Here is a 22,630-nt window from a genome sequence, read left to right as displayed (position 1 = left end):
CAGGTTCCCGTCAAGGCCGCTCGGCCAGCGTGGCCAGCAGCCGCTGGAGGGAGCCGCCGAGACCCCACCGCCGCGCCAGGTCCTCCAGGGCCGCCGGATCACGCGGGACGCGCGGCAGCCCGGTGTCGACGTCCGGCAGCGGCACGTCGTCGGCCACCCGCACCACCTTCGGCGCGACCGCGAGATACGGCCGGGCCTCGGTGAGCCGCCGGCGCTGCGACGGTGTGAGCCTCGCCCGCGGATCGTCGGCCGCCGCCATGATCCCGGCCAGGTCGCCGAACTCGGCGAGCAGCTTGGCGGCCGTCTTCTCGCCGATGCCGGCCACGCCCGGCAGGCCGTCGCTCGGGTCGCCGCGCAGCAGCGCCAGATCCGCGTACCCCCGGCCGTCGACGCCATACTTCTCGCGCAGCGCGGCCTCGTCGGTCAACTGGAGCGTGCCGACGCCCTTCAGCGGGTACAGCACCCGGATCCCGCGCCCGTCGTCCACCAGCTGGTACAGATCCCGGTCGCCCGTGACGATGTCCACCGGTTCACCGGCACGCGCGGTGAACGTGCCGATCACGTCGTCGGCCTCGTACCCGGCGACCCCGACGCGGGCGATCCCGATCGCGTCCAGTACGTCCTCGATGACCGGCACCTGCGGGGCGAGCGTGTCGGGCACCTCCTCCTCGTCCGGCGCGTCCGCGCGCTCCGCGGCGACCCGGTGCGCCTTGTAGGTGGGGATGAGGTCGACCCGCCACTGCGGCCGCCAGTCGGCGTCCATGCAGGCCACCAGCCGCTCCGGCCGGTGATCGCGGACCAGCCGGTCGATGAAGTCCAGCAGTCCGCGCACGGCGTTGACGGGCGTGCCGTCCGGCGCCTTCACGGAGTCCGGGACGCCGAAATAGGCGCGGAAGTACAGCGAGGCGGTGTCGAGGAGCATGAGTCGTCCGGTCACGCTCGCATCATGCCGTACGGCACCGACAGCGACCCGGCTCCGGCGGTGCCCCCGTCTACGGAAAAGATCAGGACAATCACCCAAGGTGACGGGTGGCGGTGCGGGCGGGGGTGCCCGGCCCAGCTGGTCGGCGTGTTCCTCCGCCGACGGGGCCGGATTTCCGGGTGGTGCCGGTGCCTGCGATGCTGGCGCGAAAGGTGAGGTCGGCGGGTCACGGGCATGTCAGGGATGTGACAGCACGTGAAACGCTTCGCCGAACATGCGTAGGGTGCAGAGAAGTCATCGGGAGAGGTGTGCCCCCGGGCGGGCACCCGGGTAGCGGCACGACGAGTGAGGGAGGGAGCCGGAGCGATGGGCGACCACAAAGAGCAGCAGCCCGTGCGGGTGGGCGCGGCCGTCCGGCGGCGCCGGCGCGTGCTGGAACTGACCCTCGCCGTCGTGGCCGAGCGCAGCGGCCTGTCGGTGCCCTTCCTCAGCCAGGTCGAGAACGACCGGGCCCGTCCGAGCCGTACCTCCCTGGAGAAGCTGGCCGACGCCCTGCGCACCACGGCCGTCGAACTCCTCGCCGCGGCCGATCCGGCGGCCAGCGTGGACGTGGTCCGGGCCGAGCAGGTCGCCGAGGGTGACTTCGACCCGCGGACCCGCTCCCTGGTGCGCGGCCACCACCAGCTGCACGCCTCCGAGTTCACCGGCGACCACGACGCCGGCCGCGAGTTCCAGCACCGCAACGACGAGCTGATGTACGTCGCCGACGGCGCCGTGGAGATCGAGGCCGAGGGCCGGGCCTACCGCCTGGGACGCGGCGACACCCTGTACCTGACCGGCGGCGTCCGGCACCGCTGGCGGGCCACGGTCCCGGACACCCGGGTCGTCGTGGTGGCGGTCGCCGAGCACATCGAGGCCGTCCAGGACCGGTCGCGTTAGGGTCTTTCGCGCGAGCCCGGCATGATCCGAACGGGAGGCCGTGGATGCGGGTCGTCTCCCTCGTCCCGTCGCTGACGGAGGCGGTCGCCGTCACGCTCCCCGGGGTGCTGGCCGGCGCCACGGACTGGTGCGACCGTCCGGCGGGCCTGGACGTCGCCCGGATCGGCGGCACGAAGAACCCGGACGTGGACCGGATCGTCTCCCTGGCCCCCGATCTGGTGATCGCCAACGAGGAGGAGAACCGCGCCCCCGACCTGGCCGCCCTGCGCGCGGCGGGGCTGGCGGTGCTGGTCACCGAGGTGCGCACCGTGCCGCAGGCCCTCACCGAGCTGGACCGGGTGCTCACCGCGTGCGGCGCGGCCGGGCGGCCGGCCTGGCTGGCCGAGGCGGAGGCGGCCTGGGCGGGCCTGCCGGAGCCGGCGGAGCGCAGGACGGCGGTCGTACCGGTCTGGCGCCGCCCCTGGACGGTCCTCGGCCGGGACACCTTCGCCGGTGACGTCCTCGCCCGCCTGGGCGTGGACCACGCGTACGCCACCCACCCCGAGCGGTACCCCCGCGTCCCGCTGCCCGAGCTGCGCGCGGCGGACCCGGACCTGGTCGTCCTGCCCGACGAGCCCTACCGCTTCACCGCCGGCGACGGCCCGGATGCCTTTCCCGGCCTGCCCTGCGCCCTGGTCAGCGGACGGCACCTGACCTGGTACGGGCCGTCGCTGGTGCGGGCGCCACGGGTGCTGGCCGCGGCCCTGCGAGCAGCTCGCCGCTGAGCAGGCCGCGCACGGTGCCGCAGGCCGCCGCGAGCCAGGCCGCCACCAGGACGGCGTACAGGCCGGTGGCCAGAACGTCGTACACGGCGAGGCCGGTGTGCCGGGCGAGGGCCGCCGACCCGGTCACGCAGGTGCCCACCGGGAAGGTGAACGCCCACCACGTCAGCGTGAACCCCATGCCGTCGCGCCGGGCCCGCACCACCAGCGCGGCCGACAGCCCCAGCCACAGCAGCGCGAACCCCATGACCGGCACCCCGTACAGCACGGCGAAGACCGCGAGGCCACGGTCGTACGGGGCCGGTACGACCCCCGGAGCGCCGTCCGCGACCAGTGCCACGGCCGTGGTGGACTGCCCGAGCGGGCCCAGGACCAGGAACAGGGCCGGGGTGAGCGCGGGCGGCAGCGGCCCGGACGTGATCAGCCGGGCGAAGACCAGCGGCAGCGTCAGCAGCACGGCCAGCAGGCTCAGCCCGAACAGCGCGAAGCAGCCCAGCAGCAGGGTCGCGCGCGGCTGGCCCGGCGGCAGATGCGGCACCAGCAGCGGGCCGGCCGCGGCCGACACCATGGGCGCGACGAGCGGCAGCAGCCACACCGGCGTGGCCTCGGCGGCCCCGGGGCGGTGCCGCACGGCCATCAGGTACGGGACGGCCACGGCGGCCCCGAGCCCGGTCACGGTACCGGCGGTGAACAGCACGGCGTCCAGGGCGACCGCCGCGCGCGTGCCGATCAGTTCCCGCCCGGCCGTCAGGGCGCCGCCGCCCACCGCCAGCAGGGCCATCGCCAGACAGCCGTAGAAGGGGGCCGTCGCCGGGTCGAGGAGGTGGGCGCGGGCCTGGTCGCAATGGCGGGACCAGTGCAGCGTCCGGGCGGCCAGCAGGGCCACCAGCAGGAGCAGGGACAGCGCCCAGACGGCCGCGAAGACACCGTGCGGGCCGTGCGCGCGCCCGGGCAGCGCCACACCGGCGGAGCCGACGATCGCGGTGCCCATGACGCAGGCGTACCAGTTCGGGCCGAGGTGCCGGAACCGGGCGGCGCGGGGCGGGGGCAGGGGCTGGGCTGCGGTGACCATGCGTCCACGGTGCCGTCACCGGCCGCCCCTGACCAGGGAGTTCCGTCCTATGGGGGCATAAGCTGGTCTTATGAGTGAGGTGGAGGGGCGGCAGACACGCACCGAATCGCTGGCGCACCGGGTGCCGGACCTGGGCGCGCTGGAGCTGCTGCTCGCCGTGGCGCGGCTGGGCAGTCTGGGTGCGGCGGCCCGCGAGGTCGGCATCACCCAGCCCGCCGCCAGCAGCCGGATCCGCTCCATGGAACGGCAGCTCGGGGTGGCCCTGGTCGACCGCTCGCCGCGCGGCTCCCGGCTCACCGACGCGGGCGCCCTGGTGACGGACTGGGCCCGCCGGGTGGTGGAGGCCGCAGCGGCCTTCGACGCGGGGGCGCAGGCGCTGCGGGACCGCCGGGACTCACGGCTCAGGGTCGCGGCGAGCATGACCATCGCCGAGTACCTGCTGCCCGGCTGGCTCCTCGCCCTGCGCGCCCAGCGGCCCGACACGGCCGTGTCGCTGCTCGCCGGGAACTCCGCCAAGGTCGCGGAACTGCTGCTGGCCGGCGAGGCCGACCTGGGCTTCGTGGAGGGCCTGACGACGCCGGCGGGCCTGGACTCGGCGGTGATCGCCCACGACCGCCTGATCGTCGTCACCGCGCCCGGCCACCCGTGGGCCCGCCGCCGGCGCCCGCTGACCGCGGCGGAACTGGCCGCGACCCCGCTCATCCTCCGCGAGCGCGGCTCCGGCACCCGCCAGGTCCTGGACACGGCCCTCGGCGGCCTGGCCCGTCCGCTGATCGAACTGTCGTCGACCACGGCGGTGAAGGCGTCCGCGGTCAGCGGCGCGGGCCCCTCGGTCCTGAGCGAACTGGCGGTGGGGGAGGAGCTGGCGACACGACGGCTGGTCGGCATCCCGGTCCAGGACATCTCCCTGCGCCGAGCGCTACGAGCGGTATGGCCCACGGGCCACCGCCCCACAGGCCCGGCCCGAGACCTCCTCACCCTGACCAGAACCTGACCCACACCCCGGCATCCCCCCGAGGGGCGCGGGGAACTGCGCGCCCGGCCACGACGAACCCGCACCCGCGAACGCCCATGCGCCACCCCCCGCCTCAACGGCAAACGGCCCTGCGACCCCCTGAGGGGCGCGGGGAACTGCGCGCCCGGCCACGACGAACCCGCACCCGCGAACCGCGCCCACTCCCGACGCCGCACCCGAGAACCGCCCCCCACTCACGACGCCGCCCCCACCAACCCCCGCATCACCCGCAGGTCCTCACCCATCTCGGGATGCCACTGCACCCCCAGCACCCAGCGGCCCCCCTCCACCGGCAGCTCGACCGCCTCCACCGTGCCGTCCGCCGCGTAGGCCGACGGCACGAGACCGGCCCCGAGGCGCTCCACCGCCTGATGGTGGTACGTCGGCACGGTCAGCTCCTCCGGGACGAGCCCGGCGTACAGCGTGCCCGGTACCGGCTTCACCGGGTGCCCGCCGAACACGCCGACCCGTTCCGCGTGCCCGTCCAGGTGCTGCACCAGCGTGCCGCCGAGGGCCACGTTCAGCAGCTGCATGCCCCGGCAGATGCCGAGCACCGGCACGCCCGCCGCCAGCGCCGCGTCGATCAGGGCCAGCTCCCAGGCGTCCCGCTCCGGCGCGGGCGGCCCCGTACGGGCCGAGCGCTCCGCGCCGTACCGCGACGGGTCGACGTCCGGACCGCCCGCGATCACCAGCCCGTCGAGCCGGGCGACCGCGGCCGGTGCCCGCCCGGGTGTGTCCGGCGGCAGCATCACCGCCAGCCCCCCGGCCCGCTGCACCAGCCGGGGATACGCGGCCGGCAGCAGTGCCGCCTCCAGCTCCCAGACACCCCAGCGGGTCCCGGCCTCCAGATACGTGCTCACACCGATCAGTGGTCGTACGGTCATGCCGCCCTCCCGGACGCCGGGCCGTCGGACGGTCGCCCGTCAAAAGGTTGATCCGAGGACCATCACACCACCGGCTCACGCCAGGAACCCCCGCAGCAGCGCCGCGGTCCCCGCGCAGTGCTCCCGCGTCATCTCCCGGGCCCCGTCGGCGTCCCCGTCCAGCACCGCCTCCACCAGCGCGGTGTGCTGCCGCTGGGAGTGCTCCAGGTTGCGTACCAGCAGCGGGATGCAGTCCAGCAGGTCGTTCACCGTGGCCCGGACCGCCGCGTAGTGCGCCGTCAGCGACGGCGAGCCGCACAGCTCGGCCAGGGTCAGGTGCAGCAGCGTGTCCGCCCGGCGGTAGTCCGCCAGCGGCGCGTCGCGGGTGTGGTCCAGCGCCGCCCGCAGCCGGTCCGCCTGCTCACCGGTCAGCCCGTGCGCCGCGCACAGCCCGGCGGCCCCCACCTCCAGCACTTCCCGGAACCGCAGCACGTCCTCGATGTCGGTCCCGGCGACGCGGCGCCGCAGCTCGTCCTCGCCGCCCGCGTCCGTGCGGGGCAGCACGAACGTTCCGCCGTACCGCCCGCGCCGCGCCTCCACCAGTCCCTGGTCCTGGAGCACCTTCAGCACCTCGCGCAGCGTCACCCGGCTGATGCCCAGCCGTCCGGCCAGCTCCCGCTCGGCCGGCAGCCGCCCGCCGTCCGGCACCAGGCCGAGCCGGACGACCTGGAGGATCTGCTCCAGCGCCTCCTCGAATCCGTTGCCCGCCCGCACCGGCCGCAGCACCGGAGCGAGCCGGTCACCGGTGCCGGGCGCCCGCGCCCCCTGCCGTTCCGTCTCCCGCGACACCCGCCGTGCCCCCTTCCCAAGCAATGGTTCTCAGCAATACCTTATGGTTCCCGGCCCGGCCGAGAAGCGCGATGGCGCCGAAGGAGGCTCTCCCGTGGCAGTCCGCACAGCCCCGCTCAGCGTCGAGGAACTGCACGCCCTCGTCGCGGGCGGTGAGATCGACACTGTCGTCCTGGCCTTCCCCGACATGCAAGGGCGCCTCCAGGGCAAGCGGTTCGCCGCCCGCTTCTTCCTCGACGAGGTCCTGCACCACGGCACCGAGGGCTGCAACTACCTGCTCGCCGTCGACACCGAGATGAACACCGTCGACGGCTACGCGATGTCCTCCTGGGAGCGCGGCTACGGCGATTTCGCCCTGCGCCCCGACCCGGCCACCCTGCGCCGCGTCCCCTGGCACCCGGGCACCGCCCTGCTCCTCGCCGACCTCGCCTGGGAGGACGGCTCCCCGGTCGTTGCCGCCCCGCGGCAGATCCTGCGCCGCCAGCTGGAGCGGCTGGCGGAACTCGGCTACACCGCCCAGGCGGGCACCGAGCTGGAGTTCATCGTCTTCCGGGACAGCTACGAGCAGGCCTGGGACGCCGGCTACCGCGGCCTGACCCCGGCCAACCAGTACAACATCGACTACTCCATCCTCGGCACCGGCCGCATCGAGCCCCTGCTGCGCCGCCTGCGCAACGACATGGCCGGCGCCGGCCTCACCGTGGAGTCCGCCAAGGGCGAGTGCAACCCCGGCCAGCACGAGATCGTCTTCCGCTACGACGAGGCCCTCGTCACCTGCGACCAGCACGCCCTGTACAAGACGGGCGCCAAGGAGATCGCCGCGCAGGAGGGGGTGTCGATCACCTTCATGGCGAAGTACAACGAGCGCGAGGGCAACTCCTGCCACATCCACCTCTCCCTCGCGGACGCCGACGGGAACAACGCCATGGCCGGGCCCGACGGGATGTCCGAGGTGATGCGGTACTTCCTCGCCGGACAGCTCGCCGCCCTGCGCGACTTCTCGCTCCTCTACGCCCCCAACATCAACTCCTACAAGCGGTTCCAGCCGGGTTCCTTCGCCCCCACCGCCGTCGCCTGGGGGCACGACAACCGCACCTGCGCCCTGCGCGTGGTCGGCCACGGCCGTTCCCTGCGCTTCGAGAACCGCCTGCCCGGCGGTGACGTCAACCCCCACCTCGCCGTCGCGGGACTGGTCGCGGCCGGTCTGTACGGCATCGAGCAGAAGCTGGAACTCCCCGAACCCTGCGCCGGCAACGCCTACACCGCCGGCTTCGCGCACGTGCCCACCACCCTGCGCGAGGCCGCCGAACTCTGGGAGAACAGCCCGATCGCCCGGGCCGCCTTCGGCGACGAGGTCGTCGCCCACTACCGCAACATGGCGCGCGTGGAGCTGGCGGCCTTCGACGCCGCGGTCACCGACTGGGAGCTGCGCCGCTCCTTCGAACGCCTGTGAGCCGCCCCCGCACGCCAGTCACGCGCCGTCGCCTGTGAAAGGTCCTCACGTGTCCGACCCCCACGAGTCGCCCGGCCCGCAAGACCCGCACGACCCGCACGAGCTGGAGATCCTCAACCCCGCCACGGAGGAGGTCGTCGCCACCGTCCCCGCCGCCACCGCCGAGGACGTGCACGCCGCCGTCGTACGGGCCGGCCGCGCCCAGGCCGGGTGGGCCGCCCTCGCCCCCGCCGACCGGGCCCGCCTGCTCCGCCGGTTCGCCGACGTCGTCGACACCCACACCGAGGAACTCGCCCGGCTGGAGGTCCGGGAGGCCGGCCACACCATCGGCAACGCCCGCTGGGAGGCCGGCAACGCCCGCGACCTGCTCCTCTACGCGGCCGGTGGCGCCGAACGCCTGCTCGGCCGGCAGATCCCGGTGCCCGGCGGCTGGAACGTCACCTTCCAGGAACCCCTGGGCGTGATCGGCGTGATCGCCCCGTGGAACTTCCCCATGCCGATCGCCGCCTGGGGCTCCTTCCCCGCCCTGGCCGCCGGCAACGCGGTCGTCCTCAAGCCCGCCGAGACCACCCCGCTCACCGCGCTCCGGCTCGCCGCGCTCGCCCTGGAGGCGGGCCTGCCCGAGCACGTCTTCCAGGTGCTGCCCGGTCACGGCCACACCGCCGGCCGCGCCCTGGTGGACCACCCGGACGTCGCCAAGATCGTGTTCACCGGCTCCACCCGCACCGGCCGCGAGGTCATGGAGCGCTGCGCCCGCCTGGTCAAACCGGTCACCCTGGAACTCGGCGGCAAGAGCCCCAACGTCGTCTTCGCCGACGCCGACCTCGAAGCCGCCCTCGACCCGTTCTCCTTCCTGGACAACTCCGGCCAGGACTGCTGCGCCCGCACCCGGATCCTCGTCCAGGAGACGGTGTACGAGGAGGCCCGCGAGTTCCTCGCCGGCGCGCTGGCCGCCGTCGTCGTGGGCGATCCCGCCGACGAGCGGACCGGGATGGGCCCGCTGATCTCCCGGCGGCAACTCGACCGCGTCCGCTCCTACGTCCCCGGGGACGCCCCCGCGCTGCGCGGCAGCGCCCCCGACGGCCCCGGCTTCTGGTTCCCGCCGACCGTCCTCACCGGCGAGCGGCCGGGCGGCAGGGCCGCCCGCGAGGAGATCTTCGGCCCCGTCGCCGTACTGCTGCCCTTCACCGACGAGGAGGACGCCGTCCGCCTCGCCAACGACACCCCCTACGGCCTCTCCGGGTCCCTGTGGACCCGGGACCTGGGCCGCGCCCTGCGCCTGTCCCGGGCCGTCCGCGCGGGCAACCTGTCCGTCAACTCCCACTCCAGCGTCCGCTACTGGACCCCGTTCGGCGGCTTCAAACAGTCCGGCCTCGGCCGCGAACTCGGCCCCGACGCCCTGACCGCCTTCACCGAGACCAAGAACGTCTTCCTCAGCACGGAGGGCCCCGCACAGTGACCGCTCAGCACACCGACACCGTCTGCCGCCGTCTGGCCGGCCGTACCGCCGTCGTCACCGGAGCCGGCAGCGGCATCGGACTCGCCGCCGCCCGCCGGCTCGCCTCCGAGGGCGCCCACGTCGTCTGCGCCGACGTGGACGAGGCCCGGGGCAGGGCCGCCGCCGACGAGACCGGCGGGCTCTTCGTGCAGACCGACGTCACCGACCCCGAGCAGGTCGAGACGCTGTTCCGGACGGCGTACGACACGTACGGCAGCGTCGACATCGCCTTCAACAACGCCGGCATCTCCCCGCCCGACGACGACTCCATCCTGGAGACCGGCCTGGAGGCCTGGAAACGCGTCCAGGAGGTCAACCTCACCTCCGTCTACCTGTGCTGCAAGGCCGCCCTGCCCTACATGCGCCGCCAGGGCAAGGGCTCCATCATCAACACGGCGTCCTTCGTGGCGCGGATGGGAGCGGCCACCTCGCAAATCTCCTACACGGCCTCCAAGGGCGGCGTCCTCGCCATGTCCCGCGAGCTGGGCGTGCAGTTCGCCCGCGAGGGCATCCGGGTGAACGCCCTGTGCCCGGGCCCGGTGAACACCCCGCTGCTCCGGGAGCTGTTCGCCAAGGACCCCGAGCGGGCCGCGCGCCGCCTGGTGCACATCCCGGTCGGCCGGTTCGCCGAGGCGGAGGAGATCGCCGCCGCCGTCGCCTTCCTGGCCAGCGACGACTCCTCCTTCGTCAACGCCACCGACTTCCTGGTGGACGGCGGCATCTCGGGCGCGTACGTCACCCCACTGTAGGGACGAAGGTGTACGGTCCGCGCATATGCGACAGCACCTCGCGTGGCTCCTGGCAGCGGCCGCCGCACTGGCGGCCGCGCCCACCGCGCCGACGACGGCACACCCCGCCGACTGCCCGCGCCTGCACGGCAGTTGGTACGGCGGCAACCGCGCCCGCCTGCAACAGGTCATCGACGCCTACGGCACCTGCTCGGGACACACCGGAGCGGTCGCCGCATTCGACTGGGACAACACGGTCACCAGGAACGACGTCACCGACGCCACCCTCTCCTGGGCCCTGCGCCACGACCGCCTGCCGCGCCCGGCCCGCTGGAAGGACACCAGCGCCTGGCTGACGGATGCCGCCGACCGCGCCCTCACCGCAGCCTGCGGCACCGGCGCCGGCACGTCCCTGCCGACCTCGGCCCGGCCCCGCTGCACGGACGAGATCGTGGAGATCCGCGACAACGGCACCACCATGAGCGGCGCCCCCGCCTTCGCCGGCCACTGGAACCACCGCCGTACCGTCCCGCAGTACGCCTGGGTGTCCCCGCTCTTCGCCGGCCGCACCCCCGCCGACCTCGCCTCCTACGCCCGCGCCGCCCGCCGCGAGGCCCTGGCCGCCCCCGTCGGCGCGACCCGCGCCCTCGGCACCCACACGGTCCCCGCCTACGTCCGCTACTACGACCCGCAGCGCGCCCTGATCGACACCCTGCACCGGGCCGGCTTCCGGGTGTACGTCGTCTCGGCCGGCGTCGAGCCCGTCACCGAGGTCTGGTCCCGCGCGGTGGGTGTGGACGCCGCGCACACGCTCGCCATCCGCCCGGTCCTCGACCGCCGGGGCCGGATCACCGTGCGCACCGAGGGCTGCGGCGGCGTCCCGGACGGCCGGGGCACGGTCATCCCGTACATCGACGGCAAGCGCTGCCTGCTCGACGAGCAGGTGTACGGCGTCCGGGGCGCGCGGGCCTGGCAGCGGCAGCCCCGCGAGCGCCGGCCCGCCCTCGCCGCCGGGGACGCCGACACCGACGTCACCTTCGTCGGGGACGCCACCGGCGCCCACCTCGTGATCAACCGCAACAAGCCCGAGCTGATGTGCCGGGCGTACGACGACGCGGACGGCCGCTGGCTGGTCAACCCCATGTTCCTCGCCCCGCTGCCACGCCGGCCCGCCCCCTATCCCTGCGCGACGACGGCGTACACCGCGCCCGACGGCACGCACGGACCGCTCCGCCGCCCGGACGGCTCGGTGGTGCCGGACCAGCCGGACACGGTCTACCGACCGGCCCTCACAGGAACGTCCGCCCCTCGCCGCGGTAGGTCGGCACCGCCGCCGTCACCGCGTCCCCCTCGATGAGGTGCAGCGTGTCGAACCGCTCGCACAGCTCACCCGCCTTGGCGTGCCGGAACCACACCTTGTCGCCGACGAGCAGGTCGTCGGCGGGCGAGCCGAGCAGCGGGGTCTGCACCTCGCCGGGGCCCTCCTGCGGGTCGTACGCCAGCCCCTCCGGCAGATACGGCACCGGCAGCCGGTCGCGGCCGGCGGCGCCGGAGGCCGGATAGCCGCCGCCCAGCACGGTGACGACACCCACGCCGGGCCGCCGTACGACCGGCTGGGCGAAGAGGGCGGCCGGCCGGCCCGTGAACGAGGTGTAGTTGTCGAACAGGCGCGGCACGTACAGCCCCGAACCGGCCGCGATCTCCGTCACCGCGTCCTCGGCGGCCGTGTGCTGCACGCTGCCCGTACCGCCGCCGTTGACGAACTCCAGGTCCGGCACGACGGCCCGCACCGCCCGCACGACCGCGGCCCGCCGCTCGGCCAGCTCCCGCCGGGCGGCGGCCTGCATCAGCCGGATCGCCCGCGAGCGCAGCGGCCGCCCGGCCACCGCGTCCCCGACCCCGGCGACATGCCCCTCGTACGCCATGATCCCCACCAGCCGGAATCCCGGCCGCCGGGCCACCGAGCGTGCCAGCTCGGCGAGTTGGGCGGGGGAGCGCAGGGGCGAGCGCCGGGCGCCCACCCGTACCCGGCCGCCGAGCAGTTGCAGCGAGGTGTCCAACTCCAGGCACACGCGCACCACTTCGCGCCCGCCGTCGCGGGCGGCGTCGATGAGGTCCAGCTGCGCCGGGTCGTCGACCATCACCGTGACGGCACCGGCCGGTTTCGGATCGGCGGCCAGCTCCGCGAACCCGGTGCGGTCGGCCGACGGATAGGCCAGCAGGATGTCCTCGAACCCCGACCGCGCCAGCCACAGCGACTCCGCCAGGGTGAACGACATGATGCCCTGGAAGCCGTCCCGGGCCAGGACCCGTTCCAGCAGGGCCCGGCAGCGTACCGACTTGCTGGCGACGCGGACGGGCTTGCCCCCGGCACGGCGGACCAGGTCGGCGGCGTTGGCGTCGAACGCGTCCAGGTCCACGATCGCGAGAGGGGCGTCGAGATGGGCGGTGGCCCGGTCGTAACGGGCCCGGTCAGCGGCGCGCGCAGTCATGACGGAAGACTGCCAGACAGGATTACCGCAGGGTAGAGGGATGTTCCGGGCAGATGCCGCGTGCCCGCGCACCGGTTCCGTCCCGGCCCCCGCCAACCCGTAGAGTGACGCGCACGTACGGCGCGACGCGCCCGGCACACCCGTCTGAACCGGGATGCCGGTCCGGCCGTACGGGTATGCGTGCCCGACGGGAGCTTCCGTACCGGGCGCGGCCGAGCAGCACAACGGCCCGCGTACGACAAACGGCCCGGGCACGAGGAAACGGGGAGTGCATGAGCACGGAAGCGCGGCACGCTCCCGTCCCGCGACGTCCGTCGAGCCCGCCCGGACAGCCCGCCGGCACCGGGCCGCTCCCGCCCGGTGCACAGCATCCGCCGGCCCGCTCCACCCCCGCCCGCCCGGCCTCCGCGCCACTCACCGGCGACCCCTTCGACCCCGACGACGAACCCTCGGTCTTCACCCCCCGCACCTCGCACCCACGGCCCGGCCGGGCCGTACCCGAGGTCGCCGACCCCGTGAGCCCGCCGCCGCCTCCCGCCTCGGCCCGCTTCCCCGACGCCCCACCGAACCCCGGACACCAACCTGACCGCGGCGCCCCTGTCCCACCGCGGCCGTCCCGCCGACCCGCAGAGGCGGCAGGCTCGGCCCCGACGACCCCGGTGAGCGGGTCCGGCCCGATGACCTCGTCAGGCCAGGAGACCCGGGCAGGGCAGGGGGCCCGGGAGGTCCGGGGGGCCTCGGCGGTCCCGAGGGCCTCGGGGGAACAGCGGACCCCGGAGGGACGGGGGGCACAGGGGCTTTCGGCAGCCCGGCCCCCACGGTCAGGCCCGGCCACCTGGGCAGGTCCGGCGACCCCGGCAGGTCAGGCGGCCTGGGCAGGCCGCACTGTCCCGGCAGGTCCGGTGACCTCCGCAGATCAGACGCCTCCAGCGGGTCAGGCGGCCTCGGCAGGCCCCGCGGCTCCGGCAGGGCGGACGGCGTCGCCCGGCCGCCCGGCGACCCCGGCAGGCCTCGCGGCCCCGGCGGCCGTGCCGGGCCCGATGACGCCGGCAAGCCCGACGGTCCCGGCAGGCCGGGCAGCCCCCGCGGACGGCGAGCGCCCCGCAGCCCAGGCGGCCCCGGTCGCCGCGGGGGAGACCCCGTCGGAGACGGCCTCCGGGGTGACCGCCCGGTCGCGCCCCGGCAGGGAGTCCCGGGGGCAGGGCGGCGCCCCGGCGGAGACCATGTCGGAGACGACGGCCCGGCTCCGCCCGATCCGCCCGGCGTCCTCGGCGTCGTCACCCCCTTCCGCACCCCGCCCGACGTCCTCGGCCCCCTCGCCGTCGTCGCCCCCCTCCGCACCCCCGCAACCCCGGCGCCCCGCCTCCGCACCCCCGATGCCCTCCGCACCCCCCGTACCCTCCGCGCCTTCCAGGCCGGCCACGCCCCCCGCGTCGGGGCGGCCCGACGCGACGACGCCCGCGGGGACCGCGCGGGGATCTCGTGGCGGCGTCGGTGGGGTGGCCGGTGCCGGTGATGAGCGTGTCCGGGGCGGGTCCGCCGAGCCCGTGTCCGGCGCCTGGAGTCCGCCGGCGCCCGCCCGCCCCGCGGGCTCCCCGCCCGATCCGGCCCACTCCTGGAGTGCCGCCCCGGCCACCCGTCCCGTCGTGACGTTCGCGGTGCCCGAGGCGTTCGGCGAGCGGACGCCCGGCCGTCTCGGGCCGCGCACCGCCGCTGCCGCCGCCTGCCTCGTGCTCGGTCTCGGCCTCATCGGTGGTGCCGTCACCGGGAGTTGGCTCACCGGGGACGGCGGGGACCACGCCTCCGCCGACGCGTACACGGCCGCCGGGACGCTCTGGCACAGCGTGCCCGTGGACGGGCTGTTCCCGCCCACCGTCCAGGGCACCGGCGCCGGTCCCGGCGGAGCCGACCGCACCTGGACCCGGATCGCCGTCGCCCCGGACAGCGGCTGCGCCCACGCCTTCGACCCGCTGCTGGGCAAGGTCCTCGCCCCCGTCGGCTGCCGGCGGCTGCTCCGCGCCACCTACACCGACGCCACCCAGAGCCATGTCACCACCGTCGGCCTGCTGTTCACCGAGGCCGACCCCGCCGCCATGTCCGCGCTCGCCGCCCGCTTCCGCACCGAGCACCTGGACCGGCGCGCCGACCTGATGCCCCGGCCGTACGCCGCCCCGGGCACGGCCGCCGCCGCGTTCGGCGACCGCCAGCGCGCGTCCTGGACGATCTCCGTCCTCACCGACGCCCCCGTCGTCGCCTACGCCATCTCCGGCTGGGCCGACGGCCGTACCGTCGACGCCCCCCAGCCCGCCGCGGACGCCGTCGGCTCCGGCGCGGCCACGGCACCGGCCCAGGCCGGCCTCGGCAACGAGGCCCAGGGCCTGGCCGACCGCATCGAACGGCGCCTGCGCAAGACCGTCGGCACAGCCTCGGAGAAGCCCGCATGACGCACATCCGCGCGGCGGCGCTGAGCCTACTCCTCGCCGGCTCCCTCGCCCTGCTGCCGGCCACCACCGCCCACGCCGACGGCATCCGCGACCGGCAGTGGGCCCTGTCCGCCCTCCACCTGGACCGGGTCTGGCGGACCACCAAAGGCCGGGGTGTCACCGTCGCCGTCCTGGACACCGGCGTCGAGGCCGATCACCCGGACCTCGCCGGAAACGTCCTGCCCGCCAAGGACATGATCGGTTTCGGTGCGGGTCCCGGAGACCGCACGTGGGCCCGGCACGGCACCGCCATGGCCGGGATCATCGCCGGGCACGGCCACGGCCCCGGCGACACCGACGGCGTCATGGGCGTCGCCCCCGAGGCGAGGATCCTGCCCGTGCGGGTGATCCTGGAGGACGGCGACCCGGCCCGCGCCAAGGCCCGTACCGAGCGTGGCAGCGCCCTCGCCGACGGCATCCGCTGGGCCGCCGACCACGGCGCCGACGTCATCAACCTCTCCCTCGGCGACGACTCCGACTCCGCGCATCCGGAGCCCGGCGAGGACGAGGCCGTGCAGTACGCCCTGAAGAAGGGCGTGGTCGTCGTGGCGTCCGCGGGCAACGGCGGCGACAAGGGCGACCACGTCTCCTACCCGGCCGCCTATCCGGGCGTCATCGCGGCCACCGCCGTCGACCGCTACGGCACGCGCGCCTCGTTCTCCACCCGCCGCTGGTACGCGGCGGTCAGCGCGCCCGGCGTCGACGTCATCATCGCCGACCCCGACCACAAGTACTACGAGGGCTGGGGTACGAGCGCCGCGTCCGCGTTCGTCTCCGGCGCGGCGGCGCTCATCCGGTCCGCCCACCCCGCGCTGGCCCCGGCGCAGATCAAGAAGCTGCTGGAGGACACCGCGCGGGACGCGCCGGTGGGCGGCCGGGACGACTCCCGGGGCTTCGGGATGATCGACCCGGCGGCGGCCCTGGAGTCGGCGGCCCGCCTGAAGCCGCAGCGTCTGCGCCCGGCGTCGTACGGCGAGCGGTACTTCGGTACCGGCCCCGACGTCCCCGGAACCGCGTCCTCGGCCTCCGGCTGGGCGGGCCCGCTGGCGGGCGGCGCCGGCGGGGTCATGCTGGTCGCGGGCGTCGTCCTGTGGCGGGGCGGCAGGAAGAGACGGCTCAGCCGGCGGTGAACGCGGAGACGGCCGCCTTCGCCGCCGCCTCCACCAGCGCGATGCCCTCCGTCTGGCTCCGGGTGCCGTCCGACAGCACCGCCACCAGGCAGCCGGTGCCGTCCACCGTCACCCGGCCGACGCTGTTCACGTCCCACAGCCCCGTCGTGCCGCGCGGCAGCCAACCGTTCTTCAGCGCCGGGGAGGTGCCCCGGGCGGCGGCCGACACCCCCCACCGCTGGTCCGCCCGGACCGACTCCATCAGCCCCCGCACATAGGTGCGGGAGGCCGCGCTCAGCCGGGAGTCCTCCCCGAACACCTGCCGCAGCAGGATGAGTTGGTCCGCGGCCGTCGTCCGCGTCAGCCCCCACAGCCCGTCCGCGCCGCCGAAGGTCGCGCTCAGGCCGAAGCGTGCGTCGGCCGCGTCCAGGCCGACCGCGCCCCCGATCGTGTGCCACAGCGCCGTCACGGACGCGTTGTCGCTGCTCTCGATCATCTTCGTGGCGTACGCCCGCTCGGCCGCCGTCGGCCCCCGACCCGCGTCCTGGGCCCGGAGCAGCAGCGCGGCCAGGATGTCGACCTTGACGATGCTCGCGGTGTCGAAGGCCGCGTCGCCGTACACGGCGCTGCCACCCGTGTCCGTCTCCAGCACCGCCACCGACACCCGCGCCCCGGACGGCACGGCCACCCGCGCCATCGCCCCGGACAGCAGCGCGTCCCGGTCCACCGCGGGTTCTGTGACGGGTTCCACCGACGCCTCCTCGCCCGCCCCGAGGGGGAGGCCGGGAGTGTCGCCGCCGACGATACGGCCGCGGTCCCCGAGCGCGCCCGCTCCCGCACGCGGACCGCGCCGCCGGCGGTGACCCCGCCCACGGCGACGACGGCGAGCGCGGCACACAGGAGGGGACGGCGCCGGGCGCGCGCGGCGGCGACGGCGGGCTCGGGTGAGTTCCATGCCCGCGATGCTCGGGGCGCGGACTGCGCGCCCCCTGGGGCCGGGCCGAGGGCCACGTCAGGGAATGCCGGGATTCCTGTGAGCGGGGTGTCACCGGCCCCGCGGCCGGCCGGCGGCCTCCCCCCGATAGGGTCGGTGACCGTGGCGAACAAGAACATCCCCGACCCCGGCTTCTCCGGCGACGACGGCTCCGCCGACCCCCGGCTGAGCGCCGCCCTCGCCGCCTGGGCCGAGGACCGCGGTGCCCTCGGGCCCGTCCTGGAGGCGCTCAAGGGCGCCCGCCTGCTCGTCCCCGTCGTCGCCGTGCTCGGCGAGGTGGAGGAGGACGAGAACGGGCTGCGCCGCGAGAAGACCAGCGACATGGCCGTCCCCACCCTGAAGGCCGGCGACCGCACCGCGCTGCCCGCCTTCACCTCCACCGACTCCCTGGCCCGCTGGGACCCCGCGGCCCGCCCGGTCGCCGTACCCCTGCACCAGGCGCTTGAGGCCGCGGCGCACGAGAAGGCCGACACGGTCGTGCTGGACCTCGCCGGCCCGGTGCCGTTCGAGCTGACCGGCCCGGCGCTGCTCGCCCTCGCCGAGGGCCGCACCAGCATCGACCCGCTCGCCGACCCGGCGGTCGTCGAGGCCGTCCGTGCGGCGGTGGCGGCGGAACCCGCCGTGCTCCGCGCCCACCTCGGGCCCGGGCGGGCCGACGGCGTCCTCGCGCTCGTCCTCGACCCGGCGGTTGCGCCCGCCGAGGCCGCCCGGGCGGTCGCCGAACGCCTGGCGGCCGACGAGACACTGCGGGCCCGCCTGGTACGCGGCCTCGACCTGGCACTGCTGCCGGCCGGGACCACGCCGCCGGGCGAGCCCCTGTACGTGCGCGGATGAACGTGTGGTCGAGCGGGACGGACTAGCCGTAGACGGGGCCGGTGTACTTCTCGCCCGGTCCCTGGCCCGGCTCGTCCGGGACGAGCGACGCCTCGCGGAACGCCAGCTGGAGCGACTTCAGGCCGTCGCGCAGCGGGGCCGCGTGGAAGGAGCTGATCTCGGTCGTGCTCGCGTCCAGCAGGCCGGCCAGCGCGCTGATCAGCTTGCGGGCCTCGTCCAGGTCCTTGTACGACTCGCCCTCCTCGCTCAGCCCGAGCTTCACGGCGGCGGCGCTCATCAGGTTGACGGCGACCGTCACGATCACCTCGACGGCGGGGACCTCGGCGATGTCCCGGGTCATCGCGTCGAAGTCGGGGGATTCGGGAGGGGTGTCACTCATGCCCCACACGATAGGTGGTCCCGGCGGGCCTCCCTCAATTAGCCCCCGCCAGGTGATGCTGCTAGTCTGAAAGACGACCGGCCGGACATCTTGTGCGGCCCACAAGTGGAGGCTCCGATCTCCCACCCGACCATCCTCCGGGACGGCGGGTTATCCGGTCAGGCGGCCCCCATCGTTCCGTACGGACGATGGAGTCGCCCGAAAGTGCGCCCCGCGGCATCGCGGCGGTGCTCCGGTAGTGCTCGGAGTCCCGCATGTGATCGTGCGGGGCATTTTTTGTGCCTCGGCGCGGTTGGTCTTACGAACACAGACGTAACGCGGCTGTCCGCCAGACCGCCGCGTGGTGCTACCGAGGAGGATCCATCAGCGCCGAGCCCCGCATCAACGACCGGATTCGCGTTCCCGAGGTGCGACTTGTCGGTCCCAGTGGCGAGCAAGTCGGCATCGTGCCGCTCGCGAAGGCACTGGAGCTTGCGCAGGAGTACGACCTGGACCTGGTCGAGGTCGCGGCGACCGCCCGTCCGCCCGTGTGCAAGCTCATGGACTACGGCAAGTTCAAGTACGAGTCGGCCATGAAGGCCCGTGAGGCGCGCAAGAACCAGGCGCACACGGTCATCAAGGAGATGAAGCTCCGGCCGAAGATCGACCCGCACGACTATGACACCAAGAAGGGTCACGTCGTCCGGTTCCTCAAGCAGGGCGACAAGGTCAAGATCACGATCATGTTCCGTGGCCGTGAGCAGTCGCGCCCCGAGCTGGGCTACCGACTGTTGCAGCGTCTCGCGGAGGACGTCCAGGACCTCGGGTTCATCGAGTCGAACCCGAAGCAGGACGGCCGAAACATGATCATGGTTCTCGGTCCGCACAAGAAGAAGACCGAGGCGATGGCCGAGGCCCGTCAGGCGCAGGAGGCCCGCAAGGCCGACGCGAAGGCGAACCCCGGCAAGTCGCAGAACGCCGCCGAGGCCGACGAGCACGACGAGGCCGAGGTCCAGGCCGAGGTGCCCGCCGAGGAACCTGCCGAGGCGTGATCCCGGGGGACGTGCGTCCCCGAGGATGTAACCGACAGAAATGAGCGACGCTCCATCGTGCCCGGTTTCACGACCGGGCACCGGGGCGCCACCGACGAGGAGATAACGGCGCTATGCCGAAGAACAAGTCGCACAGCGGTGCCAGCAAGCGCTTCAAGATCACCGGCTCCGGCAAGGTGCTCCGCGAGCGCGCCGGCAAGCGCCACCTGCTCGAGCACAAGTCGTCCCGTGTCACGCGTCGCCTCACCGGCAACGCCGAGATGGCCCCGGGCGACGCCGCGAAGATCAAGAAGCTTCTCGGCAAGTGACGCCGCGGCGCCGCCTGAGCGCCGTGCGTCTGGACCGGGACCGAATCGTTTCCGGGTCGTGTGAGCATCACCACGACCCCGCTACAAGGAGTTAACAAGTGGCACGCGTCAAGCGGGCAGTCAACGCCCACAAGAAGCGCCGGGCGATCCTCGAGCAGGCCTCCGGCTACCGCGGTCAGCGTTCGCGCCTGTACCGCAAGGCCAAGGAGCAGGTCACCCACTCGCTGGTCTACAACTACAACGACCGCAAGAAGCGCAAGGGCGACTTCCGGCAGCTGTGGATCCAGCGCATCAACGCCGCTGCCCGCGCCAACGGCATGACGTACAACCGCTTCATCCAGGGCCTGAAGGTCGCGAACGTCGAGGTCGACCGCAAGATCCTGGCCGAGCTGGCCGTGAACGACGCCAGCGCCTTCGCGGCGCTCGTCGAGGTCGCGCAGAAGGCGCTGCCGTCGGACGTCAACGCCCCGAAGGCTGCGTGACGTTCCGGCCCGGAGCCGACGTGACCGAAGGACCCGCAGGCTGCACGGCTTGCGGGTCCTGCTGTTGCCGACGACGCCTCGCGGCCACGGGCGGCCGCGCCGTCCCACGGGCGGGTCCGCCGCGGCGCGGGACACACCGCGCCCTCCCCGCAGCGGGGTGCGGCACCGCCTGAATCCGCCGTCGCGGCCCGTCTCCGCCGCGGCGGACACGAGTTTTCGAAGGTAAGAGGATGCCCCCCGTCTCCCCCGAACTCATCTCCCCCCGGTCCGCCCGGGTGAGCGCCGCGCGGCGGCTCGCCAAGCGGAACTTCCGGGGGAAGGACCGGCTCTTCCTCGCGGAGGGCCCGCAGGCCGTACGGGAGGCCGCCGGGCACCGGTCCGGCGGGCAGGCCACCCTGGTCGAACTGTTCGCCACCGTCGAGGCCGCGGAGCGCTACGCCGACATCGTGGGGGAGGCGCGGGACGCGGGCGCCCGGCTGCACCTGGCCTCCGAGGAGGTCATCGCCGAGATCTCCACCACCGTCACCCCACAGGGACTGGTCGGGGTCTGCCGGTTCCTGGACACCCCCTTCGAGGACATCCTCGCCGCCCGCCCCCGGCTCGTCGCCGTCCTCGCCCATGTGCGCGACCCCGGCAACGCCGGCACGGTGCTGCGCTGCGCCGACGCCGCCGGCGCCGAGGCCGTGGTCCTCACCGACGCCTCCGTCGACCTGTACAACCCCAAGGCCGTGCGGGCCTCCGTCGGCTCCCACTTCCACCTGCCCGTCGCCGTCGGCGTCCCCGTCGAGCGGGCCGTGGCGGGACTGAGGGACGCGGGGGTGCGGATCCTGGCCGCCGACGGCGCCGGGGACCGCGACCTGGACGAGGAGCTGGACCGGGGCACCATGGGCGGGCCGACCGCGTGGGTGTTCGGCAACGAGGCCTGGGGGCTCCCGGAGGAGACCCGCGCCCTCGCCGACGCCGTCGTACGCGTCCCCATCCACGGGCGCGCCGAGAGCCTGAACCTCGCCACGGCCGCCGCCGTATGTCTGTATGCGTCGGCCCGCGCACAGCGTGCCTCCGGAGGGTGCCGATCCGTCACCCAGAGCTAGTAGGGTGACCGACTCGGGGCCTGCGCGGTCTGAGAGGTGGGGTACGGGGATGACTGTGGCCGGCACGAGCACCGCGCCGGAGGGACGGGACGCGCGACGGGCCTCCGCGCCCCGGCACCGCGACGCGGCCCTCGGTCTCGATCCCGACCAGCTGCCCGACGGCCTCGTCGTCGCCGACGCGGACGGCCGCGTGGTCTGCTTCAACGCCGCCGCCGCCCGCATCACCGCCGTACGGGCCGCCGACGCCCTCGGCCGGCCGCTGGAGCGGGCGCTGCCACTGGAGGACCTGGAGGGCCGCCGCTGGTGGCAGCTCACCGACCCCTACGGCGGGCTCGCCATCCGGGTCCGGCAGCCGGAGCGCAACCTGCTGCTGCCGGGCGGCCGGGAGGTGCTGGTCTCCGCCCGCTACGTCCGGGAGGAGCCGCTGGGGCCGGTGCGCAGCGTGGTCGTCTCCCTGCGGGACACCGAGGCCCGCCGCCGTACCGAGCGCAGCCACGCCGAGCTGATCGCCACCGTCGCGCACGAGCTGCGCTCCCCGCTCACCTCCGTGAAGGGCTTCACCGCCACCCTTCTCGCCAAGTGGGAACGCTTCACCGACGACCAGAAGCGGCTCATGCTGGAGACCGTCGACGCCGACGCCGACCGTGTCACCCGCCTCATCGCCGAGCTCCTCGACATCTCCCGCATCGACGCCGGACGCCTGGAGGTGCGCCGCCAGCCCGTGGACATCGGGGCCGCCGTGTCCCGGCACATCCAGGCGTACGTCGCCGCAGGCCAGCCCGCCGACCGCTTCCTGCTCCGCGTCGAACAGCCGCTGCCCGCCCTGTGGGCCGACCCCGACAAGATCGACCAGGTCCTCAGCAACCTCATCGAAAATGCCGTGCGGCACGGGGCGGGAACCGTCACCATTGACGTCACGCCCTCGGCGTCCCCCCGCGAGGGCGAGGACGGCGAGCACGCAGCCACGTCGGTCACGGTGAGCGACGAGGGGCCCGGCATCCCGGAGGAGTCCATGAACCGCGTCTTCACCCGCTTCTGGCGGGGCAGCAAGCGCGGCGGCACCGGCCTCGGGCTGTACATCGTCAAGGGCATCGTCGAGGTCCACGGCGGCACCATCACGGTCGGCCGCGCCCCCGGCGGCGGCGCCGAGTTCCGCTTTACGCTGCCCGTGGCGGCCCCGGCGTATCTCGCCTAGTGGCCCACGGGCGCATCCGCACACCTCCACCCCGTTAGACTCGGCCTTTGGCACCTTTGTGTCCCAAAGGCCAGACGCACTGTCCATCAGCCGGTGACGGGGACCATCCGCCAGCCAATCGGAAGTACGGGA

Annotated in this window: 22 protein-coding genes; 15 read left to right on the top strand and 7 right to left on the bottom strand. The window is 74.6% G+C overall.

The genetic code is table 11. From position 1 onward, the window contains the following. Window positions 1-10: 10 nt before the first annotated feature. Window positions 11-937 (bottom strand): 5'-3' exonuclease, encoded by a 927-nt coding sequence (locus AB0F03_RS08755; protein WP_361987900.1) that lies wholly within the window; start codon window positions 935-937, stop codon window positions 11-13. A gap of 351 nt (window positions 938-1,288) precedes the next feature. Between AB0F03_RS08755 and AB0F03_RS08750 the strand changes: the two genes are divergently transcribed. Both AB0F03_RS08750 and AB0F03_RS08745 read left to right on the top strand, forming a co-directional pair. Further along, window positions 1,289-1,861 carry a helix-turn-helix domain-containing protein gene (locus AB0F03_RS08750; protein ID WP_356821650.1) on the top strand — a complete coding sequence of 191 codons (573 nt, stop codon included), beginning with the start codon at window positions 1,289-1,291 and terminating at the stop codon, window positions 1,859-1,861. Between the two features lie 44 nt (window positions 1,862-1,905). Beyond that, window positions 1,906-2,625 (top strand): helical backbone metal receptor, encoded by a 720-nt coding sequence (locus AB0F03_RS08745; protein WP_361987898.1) that lies wholly within the window; start codon window positions 1,906-1,908, stop codon window positions 2,623-2,625. On the opposite strand, the gene AB0F03_RS08740 is transcribed toward AB0F03_RS08745, so the two are convergent. Further along, window positions 2,537-3,694: a TDT family transporter gene (locus AB0F03_RS08740; protein WP_361987896.1), complete on the bottom strand. Its 1,158-nt coding sequence runs from the start codon at window positions 3,692-3,694 to the stop codon at window positions 2,537-2,539. The two genes, AB0F03_RS08745 and AB0F03_RS08740, sit on opposite strands and share 89 nt — an antisense overlap. 70 nt (window positions 3,695-3,764) lie before the next feature. Here AB0F03_RS08740 and AB0F03_RS08735 point away from each other — a divergent pair, with 70 nt between their 5' ends. Beyond that, window positions 3,765-4,688 carry a LysR family transcriptional regulator gene (locus AB0F03_RS08735; protein WP_361987894.1) on the top strand — a complete coding sequence of 308 codons (924 nt, stop codon included), beginning with the start codon at window positions 3,765-3,767 and terminating at the stop codon, window positions 4,686-4,688. Between the two features lie 215 nt (window positions 4,689-4,903). Here AB0F03_RS08735 and AB0F03_RS08730 read toward each other — a convergent pair whose 3' ends face one another. Together AB0F03_RS08730 and AB0F03_RS08725 are read right to left on the bottom strand one after the other, a co-directional pair. Continuing rightward, entirely contained in the window at window positions 4,904-5,593 is a 690-nt protein-coding gene (locus AB0F03_RS08730) for a gamma-glutamyl-gamma-aminobutyrate hydrolase family protein (RefSeq protein WP_361987892.1), read from the bottom strand. Window positions 5,594-5,668: 75 nt separating this feature from the next. Then, window positions 5,669-6,421: an FCD domain-containing protein gene (locus AB0F03_RS08725; RefSeq protein WP_361987890.1), complete on the bottom strand. Its 753-nt coding sequence runs from the start codon at window positions 6,419-6,421 to the stop codon at window positions 5,669-5,671. 94 nt (window positions 6,422-6,515) lie between these two features. On the opposite strand from AB0F03_RS08725, the gene AB0F03_RS08720 reads away from it, so the two are divergent. From AB0F03_RS08720 to AB0F03_RS08705, 4 genes are read left to right on the top strand one after another with little or no spacing between them, the layout of a single operon-like run. Then, window positions 6,516-7,874 (top strand): glutamine synthetase family protein, encoded by a 1,359-nt coding sequence (locus AB0F03_RS08720; RefSeq protein WP_361987888.1) that lies wholly within the window; start codon window positions 6,516-6,518, stop codon window positions 7,872-7,874. 49 nt (window positions 7,875-7,923) lie between these two features. Next, window positions 7,924-9,333, top strand: a complete 1,410-nt coding sequence (locus AB0F03_RS08715; protein WP_361987886.1) for an aldehyde dehydrogenase family protein — start codon at window positions 7,924-7,926, stop codon at window positions 9,331-9,333. Further along, window positions 9,330-10,121 (top strand): 3-oxoacyl-ACP reductase, encoded by a 792-nt coding sequence (locus AB0F03_RS08710; RefSeq protein WP_361987884.1) that lies wholly within the window; start codon window positions 9,330-9,332, stop codon window positions 10,119-10,121. Before AB0F03_RS08715 ends, AB0F03_RS08710 begins: the two co-directional genes overlap by 4 nt. A 25-nt stretch (window positions 10,122-10,146) precedes the next feature. Continuing rightward, complete coding sequence (locus AB0F03_RS08705; RefSeq protein ID WP_361987882.1) at window positions 10,147-11,457, top strand: haloacid dehalogenase-like hydrolase; 1,311 nt, start codon at window positions 10,147-10,149, stop codon at window positions 11,455-11,457. Here the strand turns inward: AB0F03_RS08705 and AB0F03_RS08700 are convergent. Beyond that, the gene (locus AB0F03_RS08700) at window positions 11,390-12,592 is read right to left on the bottom strand and encodes an amino acid deaminase/aldolase (protein ID WP_361987880.1); all 1,203 of its coding nucleotides are present in this window, start codon (window positions 12,590-12,592) and stop codon (window positions 11,390-11,392) included. The genes AB0F03_RS08705 and AB0F03_RS08700 overlap by 68 nt on opposite strands. Window positions 12,593-14,238: 1,646 nt before the next feature. Here AB0F03_RS08700 and AB0F03_RS08695 point away from each other — a divergent pair. Together AB0F03_RS08695 and mycP are read left to right on the top strand one after the other, a co-directional pair. Next, complete coding sequence (locus AB0F03_RS08695) at window positions 14,239-15,036, top strand: hypothetical protein (protein WP_361987878.1); 798 nt, start codon at window positions 14,239-14,241, stop codon at window positions 15,034-15,036. Further along, the gene (gene mycP / locus AB0F03_RS08690) at window positions 15,033-16,205 is read left to right on the top strand and encodes a type VII secretion-associated serine protease mycosin (RefSeq protein WP_361987876.1); all 1,173 of its coding nucleotides are present in this window, start codon (window positions 15,033-15,035) and stop codon (window positions 16,203-16,205) included. The genes AB0F03_RS08695 and mycP overlap by 4 nt, the downstream gene beginning before the upstream one ends. Here mycP and AB0F03_RS08685 read toward each other — a convergent pair. Continuing rightward, window positions 16,192-16,935: a hypothetical protein gene (locus tag AB0F03_RS08685; RefSeq protein ID WP_361987874.1), complete on the bottom strand. Its 744-nt coding sequence runs from the start codon at window positions 16,933-16,935 to the stop codon at window positions 16,192-16,194. The genes mycP and AB0F03_RS08685 overlap by 14 nt on opposite strands. Before the next feature lie 345 nt (window positions 16,936-17,280). On the opposite strand from AB0F03_RS08685, the gene AB0F03_RS08680 reads away from it, so the two are divergent. Next, window positions 17,281-18,012, top strand: coding sequence for an SseB family protein (locus tag AB0F03_RS08680; protein ID WP_361987872.1), 732 nt, complete (start codon window positions 17,281-17,283; stop codon window positions 18,010-18,012). Window positions 18,013-18,034: 22 nt separating this feature from the next. On the opposite strand, the gene AB0F03_RS08675 is transcribed toward AB0F03_RS08680, so the two are convergent. Next, window positions 18,035-18,391: a DUF1844 domain-containing protein gene (locus tag AB0F03_RS08675; RefSeq protein ID WP_356824699.1), complete on the bottom strand. Its 357-nt coding sequence runs from the start codon at window positions 18,389-18,391 to the stop codon at window positions 18,035-18,037. Between the two features lie 362 nt (window positions 18,392-18,753). On the opposite strand from AB0F03_RS08675, the gene infC reads away from it, so the two are divergent. From infC to AB0F03_RS08650, 5 genes are all read left to right on the top strand, one after another. Beyond that, on the top strand, window positions 18,754-19,422 hold the full coding sequence (gene infC, locus AB0F03_RS08670) for a translation initiation factor IF-3 (protein ID WP_356824703.1): 669 nt from the start codon (window positions 18,754-18,756) through the stop codon (window positions 19,420-19,422). Window positions 19,423-19,535: 113 nt separating this feature from the next. After that, window positions 19,536-19,730, top strand: coding sequence for a 50S ribosomal protein L35 (rpmI, locus tag AB0F03_RS08665; RefSeq protein ID WP_003977225.1), 195 nt, complete (start codon window positions 19,536-19,538; stop codon window positions 19,728-19,730). A 98-nt stretch (window positions 19,731-19,828) separates the two neighbouring features. Next, complete coding sequence (gene rplT, locus AB0F03_RS08660) at window positions 19,829-20,212, top strand: 50S ribosomal protein L20 (protein ID WP_361987870.1); 384 nt, start codon at window positions 19,829-19,831, stop codon at window positions 20,210-20,212. Between the two features lie 230 nt (window positions 20,213-20,442). Next, window positions 20,443-21,303 carry an RNA methyltransferase gene (locus AB0F03_RS08655; RefSeq protein WP_361987868.1) on the top strand — a complete coding sequence of 287 codons (861 nt, stop codon included), beginning with the start codon at window positions 20,443-20,445 and terminating at the stop codon, window positions 21,301-21,303. Between the two features lie 49 nt (window positions 21,304-21,352). Then, window positions 21,353-22,498: an ATP-binding protein gene (locus tag AB0F03_RS08650; RefSeq protein ID WP_361987866.1), complete on the top strand. Its 1,146-nt coding sequence runs from the start codon at window positions 21,353-21,355 to the stop codon at window positions 22,496-22,498. Window positions 22,499-22,630 lie beyond the last annotated feature (132 nt).

Origin of the sequence: Streptomyces sp. NPDC028722, from assembly GCF_040637655.1 — a bacterium.
Lineage (GTDB): Bacteria > Actinomycetota > Actinomycetes > Streptomycetales > Streptomycetaceae > Streptomyces.
This window is presented reverse-complemented; position numbering and strand designations above follow the sequence as displayed.

What these genes read in the sequence shown, in the direction of transcription:
- AB0F03_RS08750 (WP_356821650.1), top strand. Translation starts at nt 1,289, where the DNA reads ATGGGCGACCACAAAGAGCAGCAGCCCGTGCGGGTGGGCGCGGCCGTC.
- AB0F03_RS08745 (WP_361987898.1), top strand. Translation starts at nt 1,906, where the DNA reads ATGCGGGTCGTCTCCCTCGTCCCGTCGCTGACGGAGGCGGTCGCCGTC.
- AB0F03_RS08740 (WP_361987896.1), bottom strand. Translation starts at nt 3,694, where the DNA reads ATGGTCACCGCAGCCCAGCCCCTGCCCCCGCCCCGCGCCGCCCGGTTC.
- AB0F03_RS08735 (WP_361987894.1), top strand. Translation starts at nt 3,765, where the DNA reads ATGAGTGAGGTGGAGGGGCGGCAGACACGCACCGAATCGCTGGCGCAC.
- AB0F03_RS08730 (WP_361987892.1), bottom strand. Translation starts at nt 5,593, where the DNA reads ATGACCGTACGACCACTGATCGGTGTGAGCACGTATCTGGAGGCCGGG.
- AB0F03_RS08705 (WP_361987882.1), top strand. Translation starts at nt 10,147, where the DNA reads ATGCGACAGCACCTCGCGTGGCTCCTGGCAGCGGCCGCCGCACTGGCG.
- AB0F03_RS08700 (WP_361987880.1), bottom strand. Translation starts at nt 12,592, where the DNA reads ATGACTGCGCGCGCCGCTGACCGGGCCCGTTACGACCGGGCCACCGCC.
- mycP (WP_361987876.1), top strand. Translation starts at nt 15,033, where the DNA reads ATGACGCACATCCGCGCGGCGGCGCTGAGCCTACTCCTCGCCGGCTCC.
- AB0F03_RS08675 (WP_356824699.1), bottom strand. Translation starts at nt 18,391, where the DNA reads ATGAGTGACACCCCTCCCGAATCCCCCGACTTCGACGCGATGACCCGG.
- rpmI (WP_003977225.1), top strand. Translation starts at nt 19,536, where the DNA reads ATGCCGAAGAACAAGTCGCACAGCGGTGCCAGCAAGCGCTTCAAGATC.
- AB0F03_RS08655 (WP_361987868.1), top strand. Translation starts at nt 20,443, where the DNA reads ATGCCCCCCGTCTCCCCCGAACTCATCTCCCCCCGGTCCGCCCGGGTG.
- AB0F03_RS08650 (WP_361987866.1), top strand. Translation starts at nt 21,353, where the DNA reads ATGACTGTGGCCGGCACGAGCACCGCGCCGGAGGGACGGGACGCGCGA.